At 60.2% G+C, this 23,989-nt stretch carries 23 protein-coding genes; 11 read left to right on the top strand and 12 right to left on the bottom strand.

The genetic code is table 11. The annotated features are described in order from the left end of the window. Positions 1–257: 257 nt before the first annotated feature. Together ttcA and AB4N44_RS09680 are read left to right on the top strand one after the other, a co-directional pair. Complete coding sequence (gene ttcA, locus AB4N44_RS09685) at positions 258–1,082, top strand: tRNA 2-thiocytidine(32) synthetase TtcA (RefSeq protein WP_137219598.1); 825 nt, start codon at positions 258–260, stop codon at positions 1,080–1,082. 134 nt (positions 1,083–1,216) lie between these two features. Next, positions 1,217–1,891, top strand: coding sequence for a DNA-3-methyladenine glycosylase I (locus AB4N44_RS09680; RefSeq protein WP_077574126.1), 675 nt, complete (start codon positions 1,217–1,219; stop codon positions 1,889–1,891). 88 nt (positions 1,892–1,979) lie between these two features. Here the strand turns inward: AB4N44_RS09680 and AB4N44_RS09675 are convergent, their stop codons facing one another. Genes AB4N44_RS09675 through arsC form a run of 3 tightly spaced genes read right to left on the bottom strand, consistent with a single transcriptional unit; the run spans position 1,980 to position 3,353 of the window. Then, positions 1,980–2,405: a DUF2069 domain-containing protein gene (locus AB4N44_RS09675; protein WP_077574125.1), complete on the bottom strand. Its 426-nt coding sequence runs from the start codon at positions 2,403–2,405 to the stop codon at positions 1,980–1,982. A 1-nt stretch (position 2,406) separates the two neighbouring features. Beyond that, positions 2,407–3,003: an NAD(P)H:quinone oxidoreductase gene (gene wrbA, locus AB4N44_RS09670; protein ID WP_460109126.1), complete on the bottom strand. Its 597-nt coding sequence runs from the start codon at positions 3,001–3,003 to the stop codon at positions 2,407–2,409. Continuing rightward, positions 3,000–3,353, bottom strand: coding sequence for an arsenate reductase (glutaredoxin) (arsC, locus tag AB4N44_RS09665; protein WP_460109128.1), 354 nt, complete (start codon positions 3,351–3,353; stop codon positions 3,000–3,002). Before arsC ends, wrbA begins: the two co-directional genes overlap by 4 nt. Positions 3,354–3,466: 113 nt before the next feature. On the opposite strand from arsC, the gene AB4N44_RS09660 reads away from it, so the two are divergent. Beyond that, on the top strand, positions 3,467–3,934 hold the full coding sequence (locus AB4N44_RS09660; protein ID WP_007917494.1) for a TlpA disulfide reductase family protein: 468 nt from the start codon (positions 3,467–3,469) through the stop codon (positions 3,932–3,934). A 328-nt stretch (positions 3,935–4,262) separates the two neighbouring features. Here the strand turns inward: AB4N44_RS09660 and AB4N44_RS09655 are convergent, their stop codons facing one another. Both AB4N44_RS09655 and AB4N44_RS09650 read right to left on the bottom strand, forming a co-directional pair. Beyond that, positions 4,263–4,667 carry an META domain-containing protein gene (locus AB4N44_RS09655; RefSeq protein ID WP_127930439.1) on the bottom strand — a complete coding sequence of 135 codons (405 nt, stop codon included), beginning with the start codon at positions 4,665–4,667 and terminating at the stop codon, positions 4,263–4,265. Continuing rightward, on the bottom strand, positions 4,667–5,101 hold the full coding sequence (locus tag AB4N44_RS09650; RefSeq protein ID WP_150651073.1) for a hypothetical protein: 435 nt from the start codon (positions 5,099–5,101) through the stop codon (positions 4,667–4,669). Before AB4N44_RS09650 ends, AB4N44_RS09655 begins: the two co-directional genes overlap by 1 nt. Positions 5,102–5,234: 133 nt before the next feature. Here AB4N44_RS09650 and AB4N44_RS09645 point away from each other — a divergent pair, with 133 nt between their 5' ends. Continuing rightward, entirely contained in the window at positions 5,235–5,687 is a 453-nt protein-coding gene (locus AB4N44_RS09645) for a hypothetical protein (protein ID WP_460109131.1), read from the top strand. A 12-nt stretch (positions 5,688–5,699) separates the two neighbouring features. Here AB4N44_RS09645 and AB4N44_RS09640 read toward each other — a convergent pair whose 3' ends face one another. Both AB4N44_RS09640 and AB4N44_RS09635 read right to left on the bottom strand, forming a co-directional pair. Further along, positions 5,700–6,689: a 2-hydroxyacid dehydrogenase gene (locus tag AB4N44_RS09640; RefSeq protein WP_137218870.1), complete on the bottom strand. Its 990-nt coding sequence runs from the start codon at positions 6,687–6,689 to the stop codon at positions 5,700–5,702. A gap of 82 nt (positions 6,690–6,771) precedes the next feature. Next, on the bottom strand, positions 6,772–9,525 hold the full coding sequence (locus tag AB4N44_RS09635; RefSeq protein ID WP_160042570.1) for a response regulator: 2,754 nt from the start codon (positions 9,523–9,525) through the stop codon (positions 6,772–6,774). A gap of 219 nt (positions 9,526–9,744) precedes the next feature. Here AB4N44_RS09635 and AB4N44_RS09630 point away from each other — a divergent pair, with 219 nt between their 5' ends. The 7 genes from AB4N44_RS09630 (at position 9,745) to AB4N44_RS09600 (ending at position 18,481) form a co-directional block, all read left to right on the top strand. Then, a complete protein-coding gene (locus tag AB4N44_RS09630; RefSeq protein WP_127929370.1) occupies positions 9,745–10,467 on the top strand; it encodes a response regulator transcription factor in 723 nt (240 codons plus the stop codon). After that, complete coding sequence (locus AB4N44_RS09625; protein ID WP_127929369.1) at positions 10,454–11,878, top strand: sensor histidine kinase; 1,425 nt, start codon at positions 10,454–10,456, stop codon at positions 11,876–11,878. Before AB4N44_RS09630 ends, AB4N44_RS09625 begins: the two co-directional genes overlap by 14 nt. A gap of 450 nt (positions 11,879–12,328) precedes the next feature. Next, positions 12,329–13,231 (top strand): cysteine synthase CysM, encoded by a 903-nt coding sequence (gene cysM / locus AB4N44_RS09620; RefSeq protein WP_026000780.1) that lies wholly within the window; start codon positions 12,329–12,331, stop codon positions 13,229–13,231. Next, a complete protein-coding gene (gene rlmD, locus AB4N44_RS09615; RefSeq protein ID WP_150750537.1) occupies positions 13,231–14,607 on the top strand; it encodes a 23S rRNA (uracil(1939)-C(5))-methyltransferase RlmD in 1,377 nt (458 codons plus the stop codon). The genes cysM and rlmD overlap by 1 nt, the downstream gene beginning before the upstream one ends. Before the next feature lie 101 nt (positions 14,608–14,708). Next, a complete protein-coding gene (relA, locus tag AB4N44_RS09610; RefSeq protein WP_007917476.1) occupies positions 14,709–16,952 on the top strand; it encodes a GTP diphosphokinase in 2,244 nt (747 codons plus the stop codon). Positions 16,953–17,079: 127 nt separating this feature from the next. Then, positions 17,080–17,913: a nucleoside triphosphate pyrophosphohydrolase gene (mazG, locus tag AB4N44_RS09605; protein WP_460111582.1), complete on the top strand. Its 834-nt coding sequence runs from the start codon at positions 17,080–17,082 to the stop codon at positions 17,911–17,913. Between the two features lie 25 nt (positions 17,914–17,938). After that, positions 17,939–18,481, top strand: coding sequence for a DUF2058 domain-containing protein (locus tag AB4N44_RS09600; RefSeq protein ID WP_016987455.1), 543 nt, complete (start codon positions 17,939–17,941; stop codon positions 18,479–18,481). A 70-nt stretch (positions 18,482–18,551) separates the two neighbouring features. Here the strand turns inward: AB4N44_RS09600 and AB4N44_RS09595 are convergent, their stop codons facing one another. The 5 genes from AB4N44_RS09595 to AB4N44_RS09575 all read right to left on the bottom strand — a co-directional run bounded on the left by AB4N44_RS09595 (position 18,552) and on the right by AB4N44_RS09575 (position 23,989). Further along, complete coding sequence (locus AB4N44_RS09595; protein ID WP_007917473.1) at positions 18,552–18,740, bottom strand: hypothetical protein; 189 nt, start codon at positions 18,738–18,740, stop codon at positions 18,552–18,554. 420 nt (positions 18,741–19,160) lie between these two features. Continuing rightward, positions 19,161–20,381, bottom strand: a complete 1,221-nt coding sequence (fabB, locus tag AB4N44_RS09590; RefSeq protein WP_003227152.1) for a beta-ketoacyl-ACP synthase I — start codon at positions 20,379–20,381, stop codon at positions 19,161–19,163. A gap of 11 nt (positions 20,382–20,392) precedes the next feature. After that, positions 20,393–20,908 (bottom strand): 3-hydroxyacyl-[acyl-carrier-protein] dehydratase FabA, encoded by a 516-nt coding sequence (gene fabA / locus AB4N44_RS09585; protein WP_003227150.1) that lies wholly within the window; start codon positions 20,906–20,908, stop codon positions 20,393–20,395. A 247-nt stretch (positions 20,909–21,155) separates the two neighbouring features. Then, positions 21,156–23,060 carry an ATP-binding protein gene (locus AB4N44_RS09580; RefSeq protein WP_460109135.1) on the bottom strand — a complete coding sequence of 635 codons (1,905 nt, stop codon included), beginning with the start codon at positions 23,058–23,060 and terminating at the stop codon, positions 21,156–21,158. Then, positions 23,057–23,989: an ABC transporter substrate-binding protein gene (locus AB4N44_RS09575; RefSeq protein WP_127929366.1), complete on the bottom strand. Its 933-nt coding sequence runs from the start codon at positions 23,987–23,989 to the stop codon at positions 23,057–23,059. The genes AB4N44_RS09580 and AB4N44_RS09575 overlap by 4 nt, the downstream gene beginning before the upstream one ends.

Raw genomic sequence — 23,989 nt, 5'->3', positions numbered from 1 at the left:
CCCAGCGGAGCGCCTACGGGCCAAGGTGGCCGAGCAAATACAGGTCTTCAGATTGTGTGCGACCTTATGTCGCAGTATAGAAAGGTCTTACCCGCACAGGTATCAGGGGCTTAGAGCAAATCGCGCTGTAAACACGGGGCTTAATCGCCTTGGGGTCTGTAAAGATTGCACCCTTGAGCCACGATATCCTGTGCCCACAACGCCGGGGTTTTTGCGTAAAATGCCGGCCTTTCGGCACACCTCACGGATTTCGCGTCATGGGCACTCTTACGGTCAACCAGAACAAACTGCAAAAGCGCCTGCGCCGCCTGGCCGGCGAAGCGGTTGCTGACTTCAACATGATTGAAGACGGCGACAAGGTCATGGTCTGCCTGTCCGGGGGCAAGGACAGCTACACCATGCTCGACGTGCTCCTGCACCTGCAGAAGGTTGCACCGATCAAGTTCGAGATCGTCGCGGTGAACATGGACCAGAAGCAGCCGGGGTTCCCCGAGCATGTGCTGCCGGCCTATCTGAAAGAGCTGGGCGTCGAGTATCACATCGTCGAGAAAGACACCTATTCGGTGGTCAAGGAACTGATCCCGGAAGGCAAGACCACTTGCTCGCTGTGCTCGCGCCTGCGTCGCGGCACGCTGTACACCTTTGCCGATGAAATCGGCGCGACCAAAATGGCCCTCGGTCATCACCGTGACGACATCGTCGAGACATTCTTCCTCAACATGTTCTTCAACGGTTCGCTTAAAGCCATGCCGCCGAAGCTGCGTGCCGATGACGGTCGCAACGTGGTGATCCGTCCACTGGCGTACTGCAACGAGAAAGACATCCAGGCGTACTCGGACTTCAAGGCATTTCCGATTATCCCGTGCAACCTCTGCGGCTCGCAGGAAAACCTGCAGCGGCAGGTGGTCAAGGAAATGCTTCTGGACTGGGAGCGCAAGACCCCGGGTCGAACTGAAAGCATCTTCCGCAGTCTGCAGAACGTGATCCCGTCGCAACTGGCCGATCGCAACCTGTTCGACTTCACCAGCCTGAAGATCGACGAGACGGCGGCTTCGCGCTTCGTTAACGTCGTCAACCTGTAAACACCTTCAAATGTGGGAGCGAGCCTGCTCGCGAAGGGGGAGTATCAGTCAACAAATCAGTTGAATGACACACCGCTTTCGCGAGCAGGCTCGCTCCCACATTGGTTTCTTCGCTTCATTCAATAGGAGAGGGCATGCGCGATTACAAGTGGCTGCACGAATACTGTCTGAACCGCTTCGGTTCGGCGGCTGAACTGGAAGCCCATCTGCCCGTTCCCAAGACCCCGGCGCAACTGCGCAAGATCAGCGACGACCGCTACCTCTCGACTATGGCCCTGCGCGTATTTCGTGCCGGCCTCAAGCACAGTCTGGTCGACGCCAAGTGGCCGGCCTTTGAGGAAGTGTTCTTCAAGTTCGACCCGGAAAAAGTTGTGCTGATGAGCGCCGAACATCTTGAGCGCCTGATGCAGGACGCGCGGATCATTCGCCATTTGGGCAAACTGAAAAGCGTGCCGCGCAATGCGCAGTTCATTCTCGATGTGGAGAAGGAGAAGGGCAGTTTCGGTGCGCTGATTGCCGACTGGCCGGTGACCGATATCGTCGGGCTGTGGACGTACTTGAAAAAGCACGGTCATCAACTGGGCGGGCTGTCGGCGCCACGCTTTTTGCGCATGGTCGGCAAGGATACGTTTGTGCCGAGCTATGACGTGGTCGCGGCGCTGAATGCACAGAAGATCGTCGACAAGGCGCCGACCAGTCTGCGCGATCTGGCGATTGTGCAGGATGTGTTCAACCAGTGGCATGAGCAGAGTGGTGGGCGGGCGATGAGCCAGATTTCGATGATGCTCGCGTACACCGTCAACCATTAAGACCGCGTCGCCCCATTCGCGAGCAGGCTCGCTCCCACAGGGGAACACATTCCAAATGTGGGAGCGAGCCTGCTGCGAAGGCGTCCGTTTAGGCGACGGAGATCTCGCCTTCGCCAGCCAACTTGCGATTCAACTGATACCGCCACCGCACATACAAAAGCGCCGAGCAGAACACCGCTAGGCTCGCGACCATCTCCAGCACACCAAACAACTGCCGGTTCGGGTCATACGCTGCCAGTGCGCCTTTGATGAAATACAGATTCACCACAAAACACATCCACGAATGCCCACGGGCACTGCCCATGATCATCGCCGGGGCGAGAACAATCCACGGGATCAGCTCGACCAGCAGAATCACCCACGGCCGCGCGCCGTGCAGATCGGCGAACAGCAAGTAGTAGGCCGCCAGCAAGCCGGCGAGGGCAAAAAAGCTCAGCAGACTGACAACCCGCATCGCTTTCACCCGTGGCTCAAGCCACTCGACACTCGGCAGAATCTTCGGCTTCTTCGCCATCTCAGCCCTCCAGTTTCTGAGCGGTTTTAGCCAGCCGCAGACCTAGCGCGCGACACAGCGCCACTTCATGCTGATCGAGGCCTTTTTTACCGTCAGCCCCAGCGTGATGACTGGCACCGTAAGGCGTACCGCCGCCCTGGGTTTCCAGCAAAGCCGACTCGCTGTACGGCAGGCCGGTGATGAGCATGCCGTGGTGCAGCAGCGGCAGCATCATCGACAGCAGCGTGGTTTCCTGACCGCCGTGCATGCTGGCGGTGGAGGTGAACACGCCGGCCGGTTTGCCGACGAGGGCGCCGGTCAGCCACAGATTGCTGGTGCCATCGAGGAAGTATTTCAGCGGCGCAGCCATGTTGCCAAAGCGCGTCGGGCTGCCGAGGGCCAGACCGGCGCAGTTCTTCAAGTCATCGAGGGTGGCGTAGAGCGCGCCTTCGTCCGGTATGGCCGGGGCCACGGCTTCGCACTCGGTGGAGATTGCCGGCACGGTGCGCAAACGCGCTTCGAGACCGGCCTGCTCGACACCACGGGCAATCTGCCGGGCCATCTCGTTGGTCGAGCCGTTGCGGCTGTAATACAGCACCAGAATGTACGGCGCGCTCACGGCAACAACTCCAGGATATTTTCCGGTGGGCGACCGATCACTGCTTTGTCGCCGACTTCGAAAATCGGTCGCTCCATCAGTTTCGGGTGCTGAGCGATCGCGTCGATCAATTGCGCTTCGCTGAGGCTTTCGTCAGCCAGTTGAAGCATTTTGTATTCATCTTCCCCGGTGCGCAGCAACTGGCGTGCGCTGATCCCGAGCTTGCCGAGCAGGGCCTTGATTTGCGCAGAGCTCAAAGGGGTTTCGAGGTAACGCACGACGTTCGGGGTCAGGCCGCGGGCTTCAAGAAGTTCCAGCGCGCCGCGGGATTTCGAGCAGCGCGGATTGTGATAAAGCGTCAGATCGGTCATGTCGGGTCGCTTCTGGCGTAAAGTGGCGGCTATTCTAACTGTGCAGCGCGCAATCCAGAACCTTCGGAGGCAATGGGTCGCAGGCGCCTTCAAATTTTCACAAGGAACACGACATGACACGGCGATTGGCAGCGGCATTGACGATAATCGGGGCGTTGATGCTGGGGGGCTGCGGCAATGATTACGGTATCGACCAGAACGGCCAGAAAGTGGCGTCCGAGCGTTTGGACAAGCAATGGGTGGTGCTGAACTACTGGGCCGAATGGTGTGGTCCGTGCCGCACCGAGATCCCGGAGCTCAACCATTTGGCTGATGAGCTCAAGAGCAAGAACGTAGGCGTCTTCGGGGTCAACTTCGACAACGTGCAGGGTGTGGAACTGAAAGACGCCAGCGAAAAACTGGGCATCAAGTTCACCGTGCTGGCGCAGGATCCGGCGGAGCTGTTCGAGTTGCCGCGCAGTGAGGCATTGCCGGTGACGTACATCATCGACAACAAAGGCAAGGTGCGTGAGCAGTTGATGGGGGAGCAGACGGCGGCGGGGGTGATGGCGAAGCTGGAGGCGTTGCAAGCGACCAAGTAACGTCAAAAGCCCCTCACCCCAGCCCTCTCCCGGGGGGAGAGGGGGCCGACCGAGGTGTCTGGCGAGTTACAGCGACCTGAGAGATCGAGTCGATTGTAGATTCGCCAAAACAGAGTCGAGTTGATTGTAGATTCGCCAAAGCAGGATCGAGTCGATTATGGATTCGCCAAAGCAGGATCCAGTCGATTATGGATTCGCCAAAGCAAGGTCCAGTCGATGATGGATTCGGTGAAGACCTTTCAGGTCGGCGTAGCTCCCCAATATCCCCCAATCAGTCCCCTCTCCCCCTGGGAGAGGGCTAGGGTGAGGGCTTTGGCGATCCTGAGGCTTAACCCTCTTCCAGCCACCAGCGCAACGGCTTGCCTTCTGCCGGCCAGAAGCGCATCTGTTCGATCGGCGAGATGTCCCAGCGCTGGACATGCTCCAGCGCCTGCAGGAAGCGCTGCTCCTGCTCCATCAGCGCCGGGGCGCACAGTTTGCGGGTCTTGCCGATCTTGCCGAAAGTCAGCTTGTCACCGTCCAGCGTGTACGGCGCGAACCAATGGTTGCAGCCACCGTTGCCATAGGCGCGGCCATCATCGCCCAGGGTCACCGTCAGATGGCTGTAATCCATCAGTGGTCGCTCACCGATCCATTCCAGAATGTAGCTGCGGTTCTGTTGCAGTTGCACCGGCTCCGCAGCGCATCCCACCAGGCCGGCACCGACCAGCGCGGTCAGGGCAAAGCGTTTCATCATGCCGGCTCCTGGCATTTCGGGCACAGGTGTTTGTCGCCAACGGCTTTCCAGCCCAGCTCGGCGATGCGCGCGGTGGCCGCCGGTTTCTCGGCGGCTTTGCCGAGTTTGGCGTCCACGGCGAATTCGAAGCTCAGCTCTTTGGCGCAGCTGTCGCAGTTGACCTGCCAGGTGTGGATCGCCAGTTCACCAAATACCGGACCTGTGGTCATCGCGGTCCATTGGCCCGGCGGATTGATCAGGTGGCGGACGGTTTCAACGGTCAGGCGCATGGACAAGTCCTTGCTGCCTTTGAGGGTGACCAACAAGGCGTCACCAATGCGAATCGAGCCACCATTGCCGGTGACCTGATAGCGGCCCGGAACAAGGGCGCGGCATTCGGTGAGGGTGTGTTGCGGGTTCATCAGGTTGTAGCGGAAATCGTGTTCGACCATGGGTCCTCCAAATATGCGCGACATGCTAGCACGGGCTTGATTGCAGAATGATGTGCGCGTGTGACCTTCGATCAGGTTCAATTGAGGCGACGCTCATGGCAAACTGCCGGCCTCGACTCTGAAGGAACGGAACATGGCGCTGATCGAATGTTATGAATGCAAGAAGAGCATCAGCTCCGAAGCCAACGCGTGCATTCATTGTGGGGCTCCGATGGCGGAGCATGTGACACAAGCGCACGGCGCAGCTGCGCCCGCTCAGGCCGCGACGATCTCGTTCGGCAGCTTGCCGCGCAACAAGTCTGTGCCCGAGGTCATTGCTCCGGCACCCGCACCGCAACCTTTGCCGAAAGTCATGCCGGCCGCCGCGCGGCGCCGGCGCCAGCAGCCCACCGAGCAACCGGCTACCGAGCAGACCAATGCCGACGGCAGTCGGCCGGTGGAAGGCTGGCTGAAGATCATGATTTTCCTGCTGCCGATGTTTTTCGTCTGGTTCCTGCTGCGCTACGGCCACTCGATGAAACAGCGCTTCTTCGGCTTCGGCTGGCTGGCGTTGTTGATTCTGGCGTCCTCGCTTTCACCGAAATAAGCTGAAAAGCGCTCAGCCCTCGACCTGGTTCTGCGGCGTTCCCGCCGCCCAGGTCGCGATGTTGTGCAGTGTGGTTGCGGCAATCGCCCCCAGTGCTTCACGCGTCAAAAAGGCCTGATGCGCGGTGATGATCACGTTGGGAAAAGTCAGCAATCGCGCCAGCACATCATCCTGCAAGGGCAGGTCGGAGCGATCCTCGAAAAACAGTTGCGCCTCTTCTTCATAGACATCCAGACCCAGATAGCCGAGCTGGCCGTCCTTCAAGGCGTCAATCAGCGCCGGGGTGTCGACCAGGCCGCCGCGACCGGTATTGATGAGCATGGCGCCGGCCTGCATGTGCGCCAGTGAATCGCGGTTGATCAGGTGTTTGCTCTGCTCGTTGAGCGGGCAGTGCAGGCTGATGATCCGCGACTGCGCGAGCAGTTCCGGCAGGCTCAGATAGCGCGCGCCCAACGCCAGTACATCCGGGTTCGGGAACGGATCGTAGGCCAGCAACTCACAGCCGAAACCGTGCATGATTTTCGCGAAGGTCGCACCGATCTGACCGGTGCCGACAATCCCGACGGTTTTGCCGACCAGGTCGAAACCGGTCAGGCCATGCAGGCTGAAATCGCCCTCACGGGTGCGGTTATAGGCGCGGTGCAGACGGCGGTTGAGGGCGAGGATCAGCGCCACGGCGTGTTCGGCCACCGCATGCGGTGAGTAGGCCGGCACGCGCACTACGGCCAGTCCGAGACGTTTCGCCGCGGCCAGATCGACATGGTTGTAACCCGCCGAGCGCAGGGCAATCAGGCGTGTGCCGCCAGCGGCCAGTCGCTCGAGTACCGGTGCGCTAAGGTCGTCGTTGATAAACGCACAGACCACTTCATGCGCTTCAGCCAGCGCCGCCGTATCGAGGCTGAGCCGCGCCGGTTGAAACTGCAGCTCGACACCTGCCGGGCAATCGGCGGCGAGGAAGCTGTCGCGATCATAGGTCTGGCTACTGAAAACGAGCGTGCGCATGAAAACCTCCTGGAACATCGACGCGGATTGAATCACCCAAGCTCACTTTAGCGGTGCTGGCGTTGATCGGCATTGCTGTGGATCAGGCACTGATCTTCGCTTGCGCCGCGAGCCGGTTGATCGCGCGCTCCAGTTCTTCCAGCGCTGCCACGGCCTTGGGGTCGTCCTGCTTGAGCAGGGTTTCGCTGCGCTGACAGGCCGCGCGCAATTGCGGTACGCCGCAATAACGGGTGGCACCGTGCAGGCGATGGACGCGCTCGATCAATGCGTTCTGGTCGCGGTTCTCGCACGCCGCGCGAATGGCTTCGCGGTCGGCTTCCAGTGAAGCGAGCAACATGGCCAGCATGTCCGCCGCCAAGTCAGCCTTGCCGGCAGCCAGGCGCAAGCCTTCCTCGTGATCAAGCACTGGCAGTTCATTGTTGCCCGCCGCACTGTCGCTGATCCGCTCCGGCGCTTGATTACGCAAAGCCAGGCCGGTCCATTTCAGCACCACCTGCGCCAGTTGCCGCTCACTGATGGGTTTAGTCAGGTAATCATCCATGCCGCTTTGCAGCAGCGCGCGTTTTTCGTTGGCCATGGCGTGGGCGGTGAGGGCGACGATCGGCAGCGGCGTGCAGTGCCGCTCGCTTTCCCACTGGCGAATGGTTTCGGTGCTCTGACGGCCGTCCATGCCCGGCATCTGCACGTCCATCAGCACCAGATCGAAAGATTCGTTCTGCACGGCTTTGACCGCGGCGTAACCGCTTTCCACGGCAAGCACCTTGGCGCCCATGTCTTCGAGCAGGGTTTGCACCAGCAGCAGGTTGGCCGGATTGTCGTCGACGCACAGCACTTTCGGCGCCCGGCTCGACAGCGGTTCGCCCGGCTCATTGCGCGGCTGGCGCGGGTTGACCAGATCGGCCAAGGCTCGGCGCAGTTTGCGTGTGCAGGCCGGTTTGGCTTGAAGTTGACTGTGCGGGTTCGGCACCGACAGATGGAACAGCGTCTGTTCGGTGGTCGGGCACAGCACCAGCACTTTGCAGCCAAGGTGTTCGAGGTCCCAGATGTGCTGGTTCAATCGCTCTGGCAGCATGTCGTTGCTGGTGATGCCGATGACCGCCAGATCAATCGCCTGATCGGTCTGGTGGGCGCCGGTGACGCCGTTGGTCAAGGTCTCGAGGGTGTTGAACGGGGTGACATCGAGGCCACAGTCTTCCAGTTGATGCTGCAAGGCCTGGCGCGCCAGTTCGTGATTCTCCAGCACCGCCACGCGGCGGCCGAGCAACGGCGCGGCCGGCAGGTCTTCGGCGTCGTCACGGGTTTTCGGCAAGCTCAGGCTGATCCAGAATTCCGAGCCTTCGCCCGGTGTGCTGTCGACGCCGATTTCGCCGCCCATCTGTTCGATCAGGCGTTTGGAAATCACCAGCCCCAGACCGGTGCCGCCCGGCTGGCGCGACAGCGAGTTGTCGGCCTGACTGAACGCCTGGAACAACGCGCGCACGTCCTGATTCGACAGGCCGATGCCGGTGTCCTGAATGCTGATGCGCAGTTGCACGCTGTCTTCGTGTTCATCTTCAAGCATCGCCCGGGCAACGATGGTGCCTTCGCGGGTGAACTTGATCGCGTTGCTCACAAGGTTGGTGAGAATCTGCTTCAGACGCAGCGGGTCACCGACCAGCGACAGCGGTGTGTCGCGATAGACCAGGCTGACCAGCTCAAGCTGCTTGGCGTGCGCAGCGGGGGCGAGGATGGTCAGGGTGTCCTGCAACAGGTCGCGCAGGTTGAACGGAATATGGTCGAGCACCAGTTTGCCAGCCTCGATTTTCGAGAAGTCGAGGATCTCGTTGATGATCCCCAACAAGCTGTCGGCGGATTTTTCGATGGTGCCCAGATAGTCGAGCTGGCGCGGGGTCAGTTCGCTTTTCTGCAACAGATGCGTGAAGCCGAGAATACCATTGAGCGGCGTGCGGATCTCGTGACTCATGTTGGCGAGGAATTCGGATTTGATCCGGCTGGCTTCCAGCGCTTCTTTGCGCGCCAGGTCCAGTTCGATGTTCTGGATCTCGATGGTTTCCAGATTCTGCCGGACGTCTTCGGTGGCCTGATCGACGCTGTGCTGGAGTTCTTCGCGGGCGTTTTGCAGGGTGCCGGCCATGCGGTTGATGCCCGAGGCCAGTTCATCCAGCTCCTGACTGCCGAGCGGCGGCAGACGCGTTTCCAGATGGCCGTCCTTGAGTTGCGCGACGGCTTGTTTGATCTGGCTCAGCGGACGATTGATGGTGCGGCCCATGCGCAACGCCAGCAATGCCGCGCCCGCCAGACCGGCGGCAATCAGCAGCAGGCTGGCAAACAGGCTGCGATAACCGCGCAGCAGCATGCCGTTGTGCGACAGTTCCAGCTCGACCCAGCCGAGCAAGCGGTCAGACTCTTCCGGGATCAGTTCGCCGGCGAGGTTGCGATGCTTGCCGAATACCGGCATCAGGTAACGCGTCGCGTCATTGCCGCTGCGCCGTTGCAAATGCGCGCTGTCGCCGCTCGGCGCCTGATTGAGCATGGTCGGGCCGGCATGGGCCAGCGGTGAGCGGTCCGGGGCGAGGAAGGTCACCGCGCGCACATCCGGTTGCTCAAGGGACTGAGTGGCAATGCGTTCGAGCAGATCGCTGTTGCCGTGACCCATGGCGGGTGCCACCAGCGGCGCCAGTTGCTCGGCGATCATCTCGCCGCGCTGCATCAATTGGCTCTGCAAGTCGGACTGCTGCGTCCAGGTGAAGTAACCACCCAGTACCAGCGCCATCAGGCTGGTCGGCAACAAGGTCAGCAACAACACGCGACCTTTGATTCCCAGTTTCTTGAGCACGCCTATCTCCTGCATCCCGCTGATCTGTTGACTCATGCGTGCATCCGGCACGCGACATGGGCGCAGTGTAGCGATTTGCTCGCAGGCAATCTCCGGAAAAATGCGCTCAGGGTGGGTCAGGGCACCGGTGCTCGTTTGTCAGAAAGGGCAGCCTTGTGTTGCCCGCTGCCGGGCAATCTTGAATAATCGCGCTCAACTGAGAATTACTTGCAGATACTCATGACTCCTGTTTCCGTCGGCCAGCCACGCATTCTTTCCATCGAGGACGATCCGGTTCTCGGCGCCTATGTTCACGAACATCTGGGCCGCAGCGGCTTTCAGGTGACCTGGTGCCAGAATGGTCAGGAAGGCCTGAGCATCGCCAGGCGTCAGCCATTCGACGTGGTGCTGATGGATATTCTGTTGCCCGGAATGGATGGTTTGAATGTATTGACGCAGTTGCGTCAAAGCCATTCGACCCCGGTGCTGCTGATGTCGGCCCTAGGCGCCGAGGCGGATCGCATCAGCGGTTTCCGTCTGGGCGCCGACGATTATTTGCCCAAGCCGTTCAGCATGGCCGAGTTGCATGTGCGCATTGAAGCGATCCTGCGTCGGGTTGCGCTGGATCGGCGCCCGGCATCGCTGGCGGCGCCAGTGGCGGCCGGTACGCTGCGTTTTGACGATGAGCAATGCGATGTTTTTTTTCGCGAACACGCCGCCGGGCTGACCCGCAGCGAATACCGTCTGCTGGAAACCCTCAATCGCAATGACGAAGAAGTGCTGAGCAAAGCCTTCCTTTATCAGCACGTTCTGCAGCGTGGATACGCGGCCCATGACCGCAGTCTCGACATGCATATCAGCCAGATCCGCCGCAAGCTCAAAGCCATCGGTTACACCGAGCGTGAAGTGCGCACCGTCTGGGGCAAGGGTTACGTCTTGAGCGCCGCCGATGAAAATCTCTGAACTGCCGGGCCGGCATTCGCTGTTCTGGAAACTGGCCTGTCTGCTGGTCGCATTCTGTCTGCTGATGATCTGGCTGAGCTGGTCGTGGGGCCGTTATATGGAGGAGCGCAACCAGTTCCTCTCCGACGAAGCGCGCGGCACCCTTTCACGTTATGCGATGCAAGCCGAGCAAGCGTGGCAGCACGGCGGCCGCAGCGGGGTCGATGACTGGTTGCAGAGTATGGAGTTGCGTGAAGCCAGTTGGGTCGGCGTCATCGGCGGCAACCTGCAGTCGCTGAGCAGTGATCCGCTGAATGAGCAGGAAATCCAGCACCTGACGTTCTTGCGCGGCCTCGACTGGCCGATTCACAAAAAGAACCGGCCGTGGTTGCGTGTGCCGTTTCCCAAAGAGCCATCTGCCGGCAGCCTGGTGATCGAGCTACCCGAACGTTTCCTGCCGGGCAAGTATCGTGTGTTCTGGCGCGTTATCACTAACGGCGTGATTCCGGGCCTGTTCACCTTGTTGCTGTGCGTCGGTCTGTACCGCTTGCTGGTCGTGCCCCTGAACAACCTGCGCGAACAGGCCAACGCCTGGCGCGCCGATCAATTGAATGTGCGGCTGTCGAGCGGCATCACCCAACGGCCGGATGAACTCGGTGAGCTTGCGCGGGCATTCGACTCGATGTCCGAACGCTTGCAATCGACCGTCGCCCTGCAACAGCAATTGCTGCGCGACCTGTCCCACGAATTGCGCACACCGCTGAGCCGCTTGCGGGTCGCCAGTGAAAGCGAACAAAGTCTGCTGCAGTTGCGCGAGCGCATCGGTCGCGAAGTCGACGGTATGCAAAGACTGGTCGAAGACACCCTGCAACTGGCCTGGCTCGATACCGACCGCACGCCATTGCCCGAAGAAGCGATTCAGATCCAGGCCCTGTGGGAAATGCTCACTGACAATGCCTGTTATGAAAGCGGCTGGCCGAGTCTGCAATTGCAGTGCGCGGTCGAGTCCTCATGCTGGGTGCGCGGCAACCTGAACACGCTGGCGCAGGCACTGGAGAACATTTTGCGCAACGCCATTCGGCATTCGCCACCGGGCGGGATCGTGCGACTGGATGGACGGCGCGATGGCGATTTCTGGCATCTGTGGCTGGAAGATAAGGGCGGCGGCGTAGCGGAAGGGGATCTGGAACGGATCTTCTCACCGTTCACCCGGCTCGACGGCTCGCGGCCCGGTGATGGCGGTTTTGGCTTGGGGCTGAGCATCGCGCGCAATGCCGTCCAGCGTCAGGGCGGAAGTATTTGGGCGGAGAATGGCGGGGCGGGATTGCGGCTGAATTTACGGTTGCTGGCGGATGATTGTGTTGCGCAGACTGACGCCTTCGCGAGCAGGCTCGCTCCCACATTGGATCTCGGTTCGCCGCAGATTGTGTGATCAACAGTTAATAGTGTCATCACTGCTGACACTATTCTGCGAATGACACTACTCCCTGTGGGAGCGAGCCTGCTCGCGAAGAGTCTCTGAGCATCACCACCAATGAAAATGGCGCAACACAAAAGTCGCGCCACTGGTGCGACTTTTATCGCTTACTCCCATCCCATAGGGAGTGTGTTTTACTCGCAGATTGTTTGAGCAATACAAGACAGTGTCAGCACTGCTGACATTATTAATAGAGCAACACGGGTCACTTTGGGAGCTGGCTTGCCAGCGATGAGGCCATTCGCATCACCGCAAACAAAGATGACCCAGCGTAAAAGTCTCACCAGTGGTGAGACTATTGCTGCTTATTCCCATAAACCATAAGCACCGCACTTTGCGTGATATGGCCTGCGCGGGTTTGCCGGTATGATAGGCGCCCCCGCACGTCTGGATTGCGAATACGCCATGACCCTGCAGTACCCAACCATCGCCGATTGCGTCGGCAACACTCCGCTGGTGCGTTTGCAGCGCCTGCCCGGTGCCACCAGCAACACCCTATTGCTCAAGCTCGAAGGGAATAACCCGGCGGGTTCGGTCAAGGACCGTCCGGCGCTGTCGATGATCACTCGCGCCGAGTTGCGCGGGCAGATCCACGCCGGCGATACGCTGATCGAAGCGACCTCGGGCAACACCGGGATCGCGCTGGCCATGGCGGCCGCGATCAAGGGTTACAAAATGATCCTGATCATGCCGGACAACTCCAGCGCTGAACGTAAAGCGGCGATGACCGCCTATGGCGCCGAGCTGATTCTGGTCAGCCAGGAAGAGGGCATGGAAGGCGCGCGCGATCTTGCGCAGCGTATGGAAGCCGAAGGCCGTGGCAAGGTGCTCGATCAGTTCGCCAACGGCGACAATCCTGAAGCGCACTACACCACCACAGGTCCGGAAATCTGGCGTCAGACCCAGGGCACCATCACCCATTTCGTCAGTTCGATGGGCACCACCGGTACCATCATGGGCGTGTCGCGCTACTTGAAAGAGCAGAGCGACAGCGTGCAGATCGTCGGTCTGCAGCCGATGGAAGGCTCGGCCATTCCCGGCATCCGCCGCTGGCCGCAGGAATACCTGCCGAAGATCTATCAGGCTGACCGCGTTGACCGCATCGTCGACATGGCGCAAAGCGAGGCCGAAGACGTCACCCGGCGTCTGGCCCGCGAGGAAGGCATCTTCTGCGGCGTGTCCTCAGGCGGTGCGGTGGCAGCGATGCTGCGCCTGTCCAAAGAAGTTGAAAACGCGGTGATCGTCGCGATCATCTGCGACCGTGGCGACCGTTATCTGTCGACCGGCATTTTCGACGCGCCCAACTGATGGCCAAGCACGAGAGAGGCCTGCGCTTCCAGCCCACGGGTGGCAGCAAGGCCGCGCAAATTCCGACCGGTAAAAAGCAGCGCTTGAGCATTGAGCGCCTGGCCAATGACGGTCGCGGTATCGCGTTTTTCGAAGGCAAAACCTGGTTCGTCCTCGGCGCGCTTGCCGGTGAAGAGGTCGAAGCGCGGGTGCTCGGCGCCCACGGCAAAGTGGTCGAGGCGCGCACCGAGCGCGTGTTCAAGGCCAGCGAATTGCGCCGCCCGGCACCGTGTCAGCACGCCGGCCGTTGCGGCGGTTGCAGCGTCCAGCATTTGCCCCATGACGAACAACTCGCCCTGAAACAGCGCATGCTCGCCGAGCAATTGTCGCGCGTTGCCGGTGTCGAACCTGAAGAATGGGCAGCACCGCTGACCGGTCCCGAATTCGGCTATCGCCGTCGCGCCCGGATTGCGGTGCGCTGGGACATGAAGGCGAAGAAACTCGAAGTCGGTTTCCGTGCCGCCGGCAGTCAGGACATTGTCGCGATCAGCGAATGCCCGGTGCTGGTACAGCCCTTGCAACCGATCATGACCCGTTTGCCGGAGATGCTCCGTCGTTTGAGCAAACCGCAAGCGTTGGGGCATGTCGAGTTGTTCAGCGGCTCGTCACTGGCGGTGTTGCTGCGGCACATGGCGCCGTTGTCCGAAGCGGATCTGACCATCCTCAAGGACTTCTGCCAGTTCCATGAAGCGCAATTGTGGCTGCATGGCGAAGGTGAGCCGCAACCGGTCGATGCCACCCAGTCGCTGGGCTATCGCCTGGAGCAGTGGGATCTGGATCTGGCGTACCGACCGGGTGACTTCATTCAGGTCAATGCCGGTGTCAACGAAGCGATGGTTGCACAGGCGCTGGACTGGCTGAAGCCGGGTCGCGACGAGCGCGTGCTCGATCTGTTCTGCGGCTTGGGCAACTTCGCCTTGCCGTTGGCCAAAGCCGTGCGCGAAGTCGTCGCGGTCGAGGGTGTGCAAACCATGGTCGATCGCGCTGAAGCGAACGCCGCCAGTAACAATTTGCATAACACAAAGTTTTTTCAAGCCGATTTATCCCAGCCTTTGACCGATGCCCAGTGGATCGGAAACGGCTTTTCTGCGGTACTCTTGGACCCACCGCGTGACGGTGCTTTCGAGGTGGTTCGCAAGCTGGCGACCCTGGGTGCCAAACGGTTGGTGTACGTATCGTGCAACCCTGCAACTCTGGCGCGCGATACGGTCGAATTGATCAAGCAGGGCTACCGGTTAAAACGTGCCGGGATTCTCGATATGTTTCCTCAGACGGCACATGTCGAGGCCATGGCGTTATTTGAAGCGAGCCAGGATGGCTCGTCTGAATCCGTCTGATCTGTCCGCGCAGCGCTCGCTTTAGCCCCGCGAGCGCAAACGGGCAATAAGGATCAGCGATTTGACGCATTGAATCTGCGTCGTAGGGAAGGTAAAGCAAGATGGTACAGGTGAGAGCACACCAGCCGATCAACACTGACGGCAGTATCAATCTCGAGGCTTGGCTCGATCACGCGGTCAGTGTCGATCTGGCACTGGATCGCGAAGCCTTGAAAGAAGCCTGCGAGTTCGCTCGCGAGGCCGAACAACAGTCCAATGCCAAGAAGAATCTGTGGGCCGAAGGCTCCGGCAGTTTCAGTACCGGCCTGGAAATCGCCGAGATTCTCGCCGACCTCAAGCTCGATCAGGATTCGCTGGTCGCGGCGGTCCTGTATCGCGGCGTGCGCGAAGGCCAGATCGAACTCGCGGCCGTCGGCCAGCGCTTCGGTCCGGTGGTCGCCAAGCTGATCGACGGCGTGCAGCGCATGGCGGCCATCAGTGCCAGTCTCAGCCCGCGTCAGTCGATGGTCATGGGCACGCAAGGGCAGGTGGAAAACCTGCGCAAGATGCTCGTGGCGATGGTCGACGATGTGCGTGTCGCGCTGATCAAACTGGCCGAACGTACCTGCGCCATTCGTGCAGTGAAAACCGCCGACGACGAAAAGCGTAACCGTGTCGCCCGGGAAGTCTTCGACATCTATGCGCCGCTCGCGCACCGGCTCGGCATCGGTCATATCAAATGGGAACTGGAGGATTTGTCCTTCCGTTATCTCGAACCCGATCAATACAAACAGATCGCCAAGTTGCTCCACGAGCGACGGCTTGATCGCGAGCGTTTCATCGCCGACGTGATGACCCAGCTCAAGGATGAATTGCAGGCCACCGGCGTCGACGCCGATATCAGCGGCCGCGCCAAACACATCTATTCGATCTGGCGCAAAATGCAGCGCAAGGGTCTGGAATTCAGCCAGATCTACGACGTGCGCGCGGTGCGCGTGCTGGTGCCGGAAATGCGCGACTGCTACACCGCGCTCGGCATCGTCCACACCTTGTGGCGGCACATCCCGAAAGAATTCGACGACTACATCGCCAACCCGAAAGAGAACGGCTACCGCTCGTTGCACACGGCGGTGATCGGCCCTGAGGGTAAAGTGCTTGAGGTGCAGATACGTACGCACTCGATGCACGAAGAGGCCGAACTCGGCGTCTGCGCGCACTGGCGCTACAAGGGCACCGACGTCAAATCCGGTTCGAATCACTACGAAGAGAAAATCTCCTGGCTGCGTCAGGTGCTCGAGTGGCACGAAGAACTGGGCGATATCGGTGGTCTGGCGGAACAGTTGCGTGTCGATATCGAGCCGGATCGGGTTTACATCTTCACTCCCGACGGTCACGCCATCGACTTGCCGAAAGGCGCGACGCCGCTGGACTTCGCCTATCGCGTGCACACCGAAATCGGCCACAACTGCCGTGGCGCGAAGATCAACGGGCGCATCGTGCCGCTCAACTACAGCCTGCAGACCGGTGAGCAGGTCGAGATCATCACCAGCAAACACGGCACACCGAGCCGCGACTGGTTGAACTCCAACCTCGGTTACGTCACCACCTCGCGGGCGCGGGCGAAGATCGTCCACTGGTTCAAATTGCAGGCGCGCGACCAGAACGTGGCCGCCGGTAAAACCCTGATCGAGCGCGAGCTGACGCGCCTCGGTCTGCCCGCGGTGGATTTCGACAAGCTGGCCGACAAGGCCAACATGAAAACCGCCGAAGACATGTTCGCCGCCCTCGGTGCCGGCGATCTGCGTTTGGCGCAACTGGTCAACCTCGCGCAGCAACTGGTCGAGCCGGAACGCGGCAACGAACAGTTGGAGCTGATTCCGCGCAAAGCCACCGGCTACAAACCGGGCAAGCGCGGCGACATTCAGATCCAGGGCGTCGGCAACCTGATGACGCAGATGGCCGGCTGCTGCCAGCCGCTGCCGGGCGATGCGATCGTCGGCTATATCACTCAGGGTCGTGGCGTGAGCATTCACCGTCAGGACTGTGCCTCGGTGCTGCAACTGGGCGGGCGCGAGCCAGAGCGGATCATTCAGGTCAGCTGGGGCCCGGTGCCGGTGCTCACCTACCCGGTGGACATTGTCATTCGTGCCTATGATCGCTCCGGTCTGCTGCGTGACGTCTCGCAGGTACTGCTCAACGAGCGCATCAACGTGCTGGCGGTCAACACCCGCTCGAACAAGGAAGACAACACCGCGCTGATGTCGCTGACCATCGAGATCCCGGGTCTGGATGCACTGGGGCGGTTGCTCGGGCGGATTTCGCAGTTGCCGAACATCATCGAAACGCGGCGTAACCGTACGCCGTGATGTGGCTTCTCTGTGGGAGCGAGCCTGCTCGCGAAGAGGGCGTGTCAGTCGACAACATAGTTGCAGACACACCGCTTTCGCGAGCAGGCTCGCTCCCACAGTGGTTTTGTGGTGAGACAGCTAAATGATGTACAGCCTTGAAGATCTGCTCCACCTGATGAGCCGTCTGCGCGATCCGCAGTACGGTTGCCCGTGGGACATCAAGCAAACCTACGCGACCATCGTCCCGCACACGCTCGAAGAAGCCTACGAAGTGGCCGACGCCATCGAACGCGGCGACTTCGATCATTTGCAGGGTGAGCTCGGCGATTTGTTGTTCCAGGTGGTGTATTACAGCCAGTTGGCCAAGGAAGAAGGGCGCTTCGAATTCGCCGGCGTGATCGACAGCATCACCCGCAAACTGATCCGCCGTCATCCCCACGTGTTCCCCACCGGTGATCTCTACGCACCGCTGGATGTGCCGCGCTTGAGCGAAGAACAGGTCAAGCAGCGCTGGGAAGAGATCAAGGCCGAAGAGCGCGCCGAGAAATCCGCCGCGCCCGAGCAACTGTCACTGCTCGATGACGTGCCGGCGACGTTGCCGGCCTTGTCGCGTTCGGCCAAGCTGCAGAAGCGCGCAGGGCAGGTCGGTTTTGACTGGCCAGACGCCTTGCCCGTGCTCGACAAGGTGCGCGAAGAGCTCGATGAAGTCCTCGAAGCCATGTCCGAAAACGATCCCGTCGCTGTGGCTGACGAGATCGGCGACCTGCTGTTTTCCGTGGTCAATCTGGCCCGGCATCTGAAGGTCGACCCGGAAACGGCATTGCGTGGCGCCAACGGCAAGTTCGAAAGACGTTTCCGATTTATCGAACAGGCATTGCGCGACACCCACCGTCCCATAGAAGATTGCACCCTCGAAGAGTTGGACGCCCTGTGGGGTGAAGCCAAACGTCAGGAAAAGAATTTGCCCGGCTGCGGCTGAGCCACTGCCCAAGTGAGTAAGCACCATGAGTATTTCCCTTCGCGACCAGTTGCTCAAAGCAGGCCTGGTCAACCAAAAGCAGGCCAAACAGGTCAGCAAGGACAAGCAGAAGCAGCAGCGTCTGGCGCACAAAGGCCAGATCGAGCTGGACGACTCGCAGCAGCGTGCCGCCCAGGAAGCCATGGCCGAGAAGGTCAAGCGTGACCAGGAGCTGAACCGTCAGCAGAAAGAGAAAGCCGAGGCCAAGGCGCGTGCGGCGCAGGTCAAGCAACTGATTGAAGTCTCGCGTCTGCCGAAGCTGACCACCGAGGACTACTACAACTTCGTCGACGACAAGAAGGTCAAGCGCATCTCGGTCAACACGCTGATGCGCAACAAGCTCAGCAGCGGTTCGCTGGCGATCGTCCACCATGCCGGCGGCTACGAAGTGATCCCGCGTGAAGCGGCCCTGAAGATCCAGGAGCGCGATCCACAGCGTATCGTCCAGCTCAACGTGCAGACCGAAGAGGTCAGCACTGAGGACGATCCGTACGCGGCGTATCAGATTCCTGATGATCTGATGTGGTAAATCGATAAAGCTGTAACAACGACAAACCCCGCTCATGGCGGGGTTTGTCGTTTTCAATGCTGTGGTTGAATCAGGCGGATTTCAGATCCCGCTGCTGTTCTTGCACTTCCAGTTCGGCCTTGTAGTTGTGGGCATCGATCTCGTTGTGGAACATGCCGACCAGCAAGTCTTGTTGATGCACATCCCAGATGCGGATACCGGCGGCTACGCCTTCGTGGGACATGTGTGAATCGTCGCGTTCAGTTACTTTTACAGTCATCTGCTAGCTCCAAATCTCAAGTTATCTGCAGCAAGGCGTGTGCAGGACTCTGTTATATGATTTGTTAGCTTGCTAAGTAAACGGCTGATTTGTGCAAGGTGTTATTGCGTATTTTGCAACAGTGCTGCAGCCCGCGTAATCCGCGACATTCGGTCGCAGGGCGGTAAGTTTCATGACAGAAGTTTCATTTTCAGAAGCGCCGAAACCCATTGTCTTTGATCGTTCCCACGCTCCGCGTGGGAATGCCTCTGGGGACGCTCCGCGTCCAGTGACGCGGAGCGTCACGGGCTGCATTCCCACGCAGAGCGTGGGAACGATCAACAACACGGACCGATAGTGTCCCGGCTAATTTCTACAGGCGAAAAAAAAAACGCCCCGAACCAGTCGGGGCGTTTTCATGTGTGGCTCAAGCGGGGGGAATTACTTGCCTTCCCAGCGCTTCAGTACCAGCGTGGCGTTGGTGCCGCCGAAGCCGAAGCTGTTGCTCATCACGGTGTTGATCGTGGCGTTTTCGCGGGTCTTGGTCAGCACCGGCAGGTCGGCCACTTCTGGGTCCAGCTCGTCGATGTTGGCGGAACCGGCAATGAAGTTGCCTTCCATCATCAGCATGCAGTAGATCGCTTCGTGAACGCCGGCGGCGCCCAGGGAGTGACCCGACAGGCTCTTGGTCGAGCTGATCGCCGGTGCCTTGTCGCCGAACACTTCACGCACACCTTTCATTTCCGCGACGTCGCCGACCGGAGTCGAGGTGCCGTGGGTGTTCAGGTAGTCGATCGGCGTATCAACGGTGGACATCGCCATCTGCATGCAGCGGATCGCGCCTTCGCCACTCGGGGCAACCATGTCGTAACCGTCGGAGGTCGCGCCGTAGCCAACGATTTCCGCGTAGATTTTCGCGCCACGGGCCAGAGCGTGTTCCAGCTCTTCAACCACGACCATGCCGCCACCGCCAGCGATGACGAAACCGTCACGGTCGGCGTCGTAGGCACGGGAAGCTTGTTCCGGGGTGTCGTTACGCTTGCTGGACAGAGCGCCCATGGCGTCGAACAGGAACGACTGGCTCCAGTGCTCTTCTTCACCGCCACCGGCGAAAACGATGTCCTGCTTGCCCATCTGGATCTGTTCCATGGCGGTACCGATGCAGTGAGCACTGGTGGCGCAGGCAGAAGCGATGGAGTAGTTCAGGCCCTTGATCTTGAATGGCGTGGCCAGGCAAGCGGAAACGGTGCTGCTCATGGTCCGCGTTACGCGGTACGGGCCAACGCGCTTCACGCCTTTCTCGCGCAGGATGTCCAGCGCTTCCATCTGGTTCAGTGTGGAAGCACCGCCGGAGCCGGCGATCAGGCCGGTACGCGGGTTGGACACTTGCTCTTCGGTCAGGCCGGAGTCAGCAATAGCGTCTTTCATGGCCAGGTAGGCGTAAGCCGCTGCGTGGCCAACGAAGCGATAGATCTTGCGATCGATCAGCTCTTCAAGGTTGAGGTCGATGGAGCCGGAAACCTGGCTACGCAGACCCATTTCGGCATATTCCGGGTTGAACCGGATGCCAGGGCGGCTTGCACGCAGGTTAGCGGAGACGGTCTCTTTGTCATTGCCCAGGCACGAAACAATGCCCAGACCAGTGATAACGACGCGGCGCATGCGAATAACCCTTAGAAGTTGTCAGTGGAGGTGAACACGCCGACGCGAAGGCCTTCGGCGGTGTAGATTTCGCGACCGTCGACAGTCACCGAACCATCGGCAATGGCCAGGTTCAGCTTGCCCTTGAGGACGCGTTTGATATGAATGTTGTAGGTGACTTTCTTGGCGGTCGGCAGTACCTGACCGAAGAATTTCACTTCGCCCGAACCCAGCGCACGGCCACGGCCCGGCAGGCCTTGCCAGCCCAGGAAGAAACCGACCAGTTGCCACATGGCGTCCAGACCCAGGCAGCCCGGCATCACCGGATCGCCTTCGAAGTGGCACGCGAAGAACCACAGATCAGGGTTGATATCCAGCTCGGCGACCAATTCACCTTTGCCGTACTTGCCGCCTTCTTCGCTGATCAGGGTGATGCGATCGACCATCAGCATGTTCGGGGCGGGCAGTTGCGCGTTACCTGGGCCGAACAGCTCACCGCGACTGCAGCGCAGCAGATCTTCCCGAGTAAAGGCGTTTTGTTTGGTCATGCGAGCTCCTCAATAATCCCATGCGGCAGGTGGGGCAAATCTTCCCGACCGTTCGAAGCGTTCATGCCTCGAACCGGCAGCCTACTCATAGACTATTGCGTTGTGGTGAAAGTCACAGCACCAAGGACATGAATGTACACTTGTGCACTGAAATTTTTATTCAAGCCCCTTTTGAGGCTCGTTCGGGTGCCTAAGACTGCCGCACTTTCGCTTTTCACGCCAGTCGCAGATGGTCGAAAGGCCCACACTACGACACCCAGCGCTGCAGAATCTGCTGCAGGTCATTACGTTTGAACGGCTTTGCCAGATAATCGTTCATGCCCGCCGCCAGACAGGTTTCGCGGTCGCCCTGCAAGGCGTTGGCGGTCAGCGCGATGATCGGCACCTCACTGCGTCCGGGCAGCAGCCGGATCTGCCGCGTGGCCTCATAGCCATCGATGATCGGCAAACGGCAATCCATCAGAATCACTTCGAAGTCGCTGCCCTCGGCGTTGCGCACGGCTTGTGCGCCATCAGTGGCGACACTGACAGTAAAGCCCAGACTGCGCAGCATCGCTTCAATAACCGTCTGGTTTACCGGATTGTCTTCGACCAGCAAGACATTGCGTCCTTCACCATGCTCTTTGCCGTTCAGTGCACGCGGCGCGGCCAATGGCGGGAGCGCCTGCTTATAGAGTGCCAGCGGAATTTCCAGAGTGAACACCGAACCACGGCCTTCCTCGCTCTGCGCGCGCAAGGTGCCGCCCATCCGTTCGGCCAGCGTACGGGCGATCGGCAAACCGAGACCGGTGCCACCGTAACGCCGCGAGATTGAACTGTCTGCCTGCTGGAAAGCGTTGAACATCAATTCCAGACTTTCGGAAGAAATACCGATGCCGCTGTCACGCACCGAGCAGGTGAACCACAGCAATTCATGATCCAGCGACTGCCACTGCGCCTCGATGCTGACGCGACCCTGTTCGGTGAATTTCAGTGCGTTGCCAACCAGATTGACCAGAATCTGCCGGATCCGCGTTGGATCGCCTTGCACCTGCAAACCGCGCATGTCGTCCGGGATGCGCAGGTTCAGCGCCAGCCCTCGCTGTACCGCGCTGTGCTGGAACGACTGGGCGCAGGCGCCGATCAGTTCGGCCAGGTTGAACGGGATGTGCTCCAGTTCCAGCTCCGAACGTTCGATGCGCGAGAAGTCGAGAATATCGTTGATGACTTTCAGCAAGTGCTCGGTGGACTCCGAGGCAAGGGCGGCGTATTCGACCTGCTCCTCGGTCATCTCGGTGGTCTCCAGCAATTGCAGCATGCCCAGCACGCCGTTCATGGGCGTGCGCAGTTCATGGCTCATCATCGCCAGAAAGTCGGACTTGGCGTTGTTGGCCTTTTCCGCTTCTTCACGGGTCTGGATCAGTTGGGCCATGGCTTGATGCTGCTCGCGGCTGGCCTGTTCCAGCGCCTGGGCAAGGTTGTTGATGTGTTGCGACAGCGCGCCCAGTTCGGTGTCATCGACGATCGGCAACGGGGTTTTGTAATCGCCGTCCTGAATCGCCTTCACCGCGTCACCGATATCGCGGATCGGCTGCGACAGGCTGCCGGCCAGGCGCCGTGCCAACACAAAGGTGAAGAGCAGGGCGAACAGCGCGAGAATCCCGGCCTTGAGCAGAATCTCCTGCTGGCGCTGGCTGAACGCGTCGTTGGACAAGCCGACGATCACCCGGCCCAGATAATCTTCGCCGGCCCCGCTATTGCTGACCTTGCCGTCCTGGAAGAAATCATTGTGCAGGGCGATGCGCTGCAACCGTACTGGTGTCTGAAACACTTCGACCTGATGCGGCCGACCGTGCGCCGCCGCGGGTTGTTCGACGTACACCAGAATCCGGTTGGCGCTGTCCTGTACTTCGAGAAAACGCACGTTGGGCGTGGCCAGTGTGGCTTTGAGCAGGCTTTCCAGCACTTCGTTGTTACCGGAAATCACCCCGTATTCGGTGGCGGGCGCCAGTTGGTTGGCGATCAGTTGACCGGTGTGGTTCAGTTCCTGACGCAAATCCTGAATGCGCACGAAGGTGAAGAAGCTGATCAACAGCAAGGTCAGCAACAACGCCGGGCCCAGGCTGATCAGCTGGGTGCGGGTGTTGATGTCCCAACGGCGACGGAAACTCATGGGCGGCGTTCTCCTTCAGCCAGCGCGCTGGCAACAGATGCGTCATTGAGCGGTTCGATACCCAGTGAACGAGCGACCTGCGCATTACTTGAGACTTTAAAACGTGCGGGGTAGAGCGTCCGCGGCCAAGTGGCCGGCGGTTGGTCGAGCAATTGATCGAGGATTGCCAGCCAGTCGTTCTGGTCGCTGTAACTGCTGGCCAGGCTGCCGGCGCGGACGAACGCGACGTTGGGGCCGACCAGTGCGACTTGCCGTGAGTAACTGCTGAGCAGCAGGTTTTTCGCGGTTTTCGGGTTGTACAGATCGGGGTCGTCGAGCCCGAGCAGCACGTCGCTGTTTTTCAGCACGGTTTGCAGCGGGCGGCTGTCGTGGGTGTTGTCCCAGCGCTGGCTGACGACTTGCAGGTTCAGCGGCGCGGCGGCGAGATTCAGCTCCTTGAGGAGAAATTCGCTGTGCTCATCGAACAGCACGCCGATCCGCCGGGCCTGGGGCAAAATGCGTCGGATCAACTGCAACTGTCGGCTCAGCGGCGGATCACTCCACAGCAAACTCAGATGCGCCGGTTGCGCGCTGCCGAGGCGCTGCCGGGCTTGCAGGCGACTGATGCGCAGCACCAGCGTCGCCGGGCCTTGGGGTTCTTGCAGACGCCAGTCGAGGCTCGGCAGGTCGAGCAGAATCAGGCGCAGGCCGGCGGGCAGTTTGCCCGGCGCAGGCAGGCTGGCCAGTGGCTGGAAACGCACGTTGTCGGTCGGTCGCAGTTCACTGAGCGCCTGGACGAACGCTTGTACGCCTGGACTTTCTTCGGCGCCGGTCAACAGGATATCGGCGGCCTGCACCGCCACACCATGCAGCCATGCGGTCATAAACAGACAAACCCCGGCCAGCCAGTGGCCCAGGGTTGGCATCTTCCGTGACTGCCGGTAGCGCAT

The sequence above is a fragment of the Pseudomonas sp. S3_C06 genome (assembly GCF_054667675.1).
This window is presented reverse-complemented; position numbering and strand designations above follow the sequence as displayed.

Bases quoted from the DNA above. Each gene is read 5' to 3' on its own strand.
- AB4N44_RS09630 (WP_127929370.1), top strand. From the start codon at position 9,745: ATGACTCCTGTTTCCGTCGGCCAGCCACGCATTCTTTCCATCGAGGAC.
- AB4N44_RS09640 (WP_137218870.1), bottom strand. From the start codon at position 6,689: ATGCGCACGCTCGTTTTCAGTAGCCAGACCTATGATCGCGACAGCTTC.
- AB4N44_RS09655 (WP_127930439.1), bottom strand. From the start codon at position 4,667: ATGAAACGCTTTGCCCTGACCGCGCTGGTCGGTGCCGGCCTGGTGGGA.
- fabA (WP_003227150.1), bottom strand. From the start codon at position 20,908: ATGACCAAACAAAACGCCTTTACTCGGGAAGATCTGCTGCGCTGCAGT.
- AB4N44_RS09625 (WP_127929369.1), top strand. From the start codon at position 10,454: ATGAAAATCTCTGAACTGCCGGGCCGGCATTCGCTGTTCTGGAAACTG.
- arsC (WP_460109128.1), bottom strand. From the start codon at position 3,353: ATGACCGATCTGACGCTTTATCACAATCCGCGCTGCTCGAAATCCCGC.
- ttcA (WP_137219598.1), top strand. From the start codon at position 258: ATGGGCACTCTTACGGTCAACCAGAACAAACTGCAAAAGCGCCTGCGC.
- AB4N44_RS09660 (WP_007917494.1), top strand. From the start codon at position 3,467: ATGACACGGCGATTGGCAGCGGCATTGACGATAATCGGGGCGTTGATG.
- AB4N44_RS09580 (WP_460109135.1), bottom strand. From the start codon at position 23,060: ATGAGTTTCCGTCGCCGTTGGGACATCAACACCCGCACCCAGCTGATC.
- fabB (WP_003227152.1), bottom strand. From the start codon at position 20,381: ATGCGCCGCGTCGTTATCACTGGTCTGGGCATTGTTTCGTGCCTGGGC.
- relA (WP_007917476.1), top strand. From the start codon at position 14,709: ATGGTACAGGTGAGAGCACACCAGCCGATCAACACTGACGGCAGTATC.
- AB4N44_RS09645 (WP_460109131.1), top strand. From the start codon at position 5,235: ATGGCGCTGATCGAATGTTATGAATGCAAGAAGAGCATCAGCTCCGAA.
- AB4N44_RS09675 (WP_077574125.1), bottom strand. From the start codon at position 2,405: ATGGCGAAGAAGCCGAAGATTCTGCCGAGTGTCGAGTGGCTTGAGCCA.
- rlmD (WP_150750537.1), top strand. From the start codon at position 13,231: ATGGCCAAGCACGAGAGAGGCCTGCGCTTCCAGCCCACGGGTGGCAGC.
- AB4N44_RS09600 (WP_016987455.1), top strand. From the start codon at position 17,939: ATGAGTATTTCCCTTCGCGACCAGTTGCTCAAAGCAGGCCTGGTCAAC.
- AB4N44_RS09650 (WP_150651073.1), bottom strand. From the start codon at position 5,101: ATGGTCGAACACGATTTCCGCTACAACCTGATGAACCCGCAACACACC.
- cysM (WP_026000780.1), top strand. From the start codon at position 12,329: ATGACCCTGCAGTACCCAACCATCGCCGATTGCGTCGGCAACACTCCG.
- AB4N44_RS09575 (WP_127929366.1), bottom strand. From the start codon at position 23,989: ATGCGCTACCGGCAGTCACGGAAGATGCCAACCCTGGGCCACTGGCTG.
- mazG (WP_460111582.1), top strand. From the start codon at position 17,080: ATGTACAGCCTTGAAGATCTGCTCCACCTGATGAGCCGTCTGCGCGAT.
- AB4N44_RS09680 (WP_077574126.1), top strand. From the start codon at position 1,217: ATGCGCGATTACAAGTGGCTGCACGAATACTGTCTGAACCGCTTCGGT.
- AB4N44_RS09595 (WP_007917473.1), bottom strand. From the start codon at position 18,740: ATGACTGTAAAAGTAACTGAACGCGACGATTCACACATGTCCCACGAA.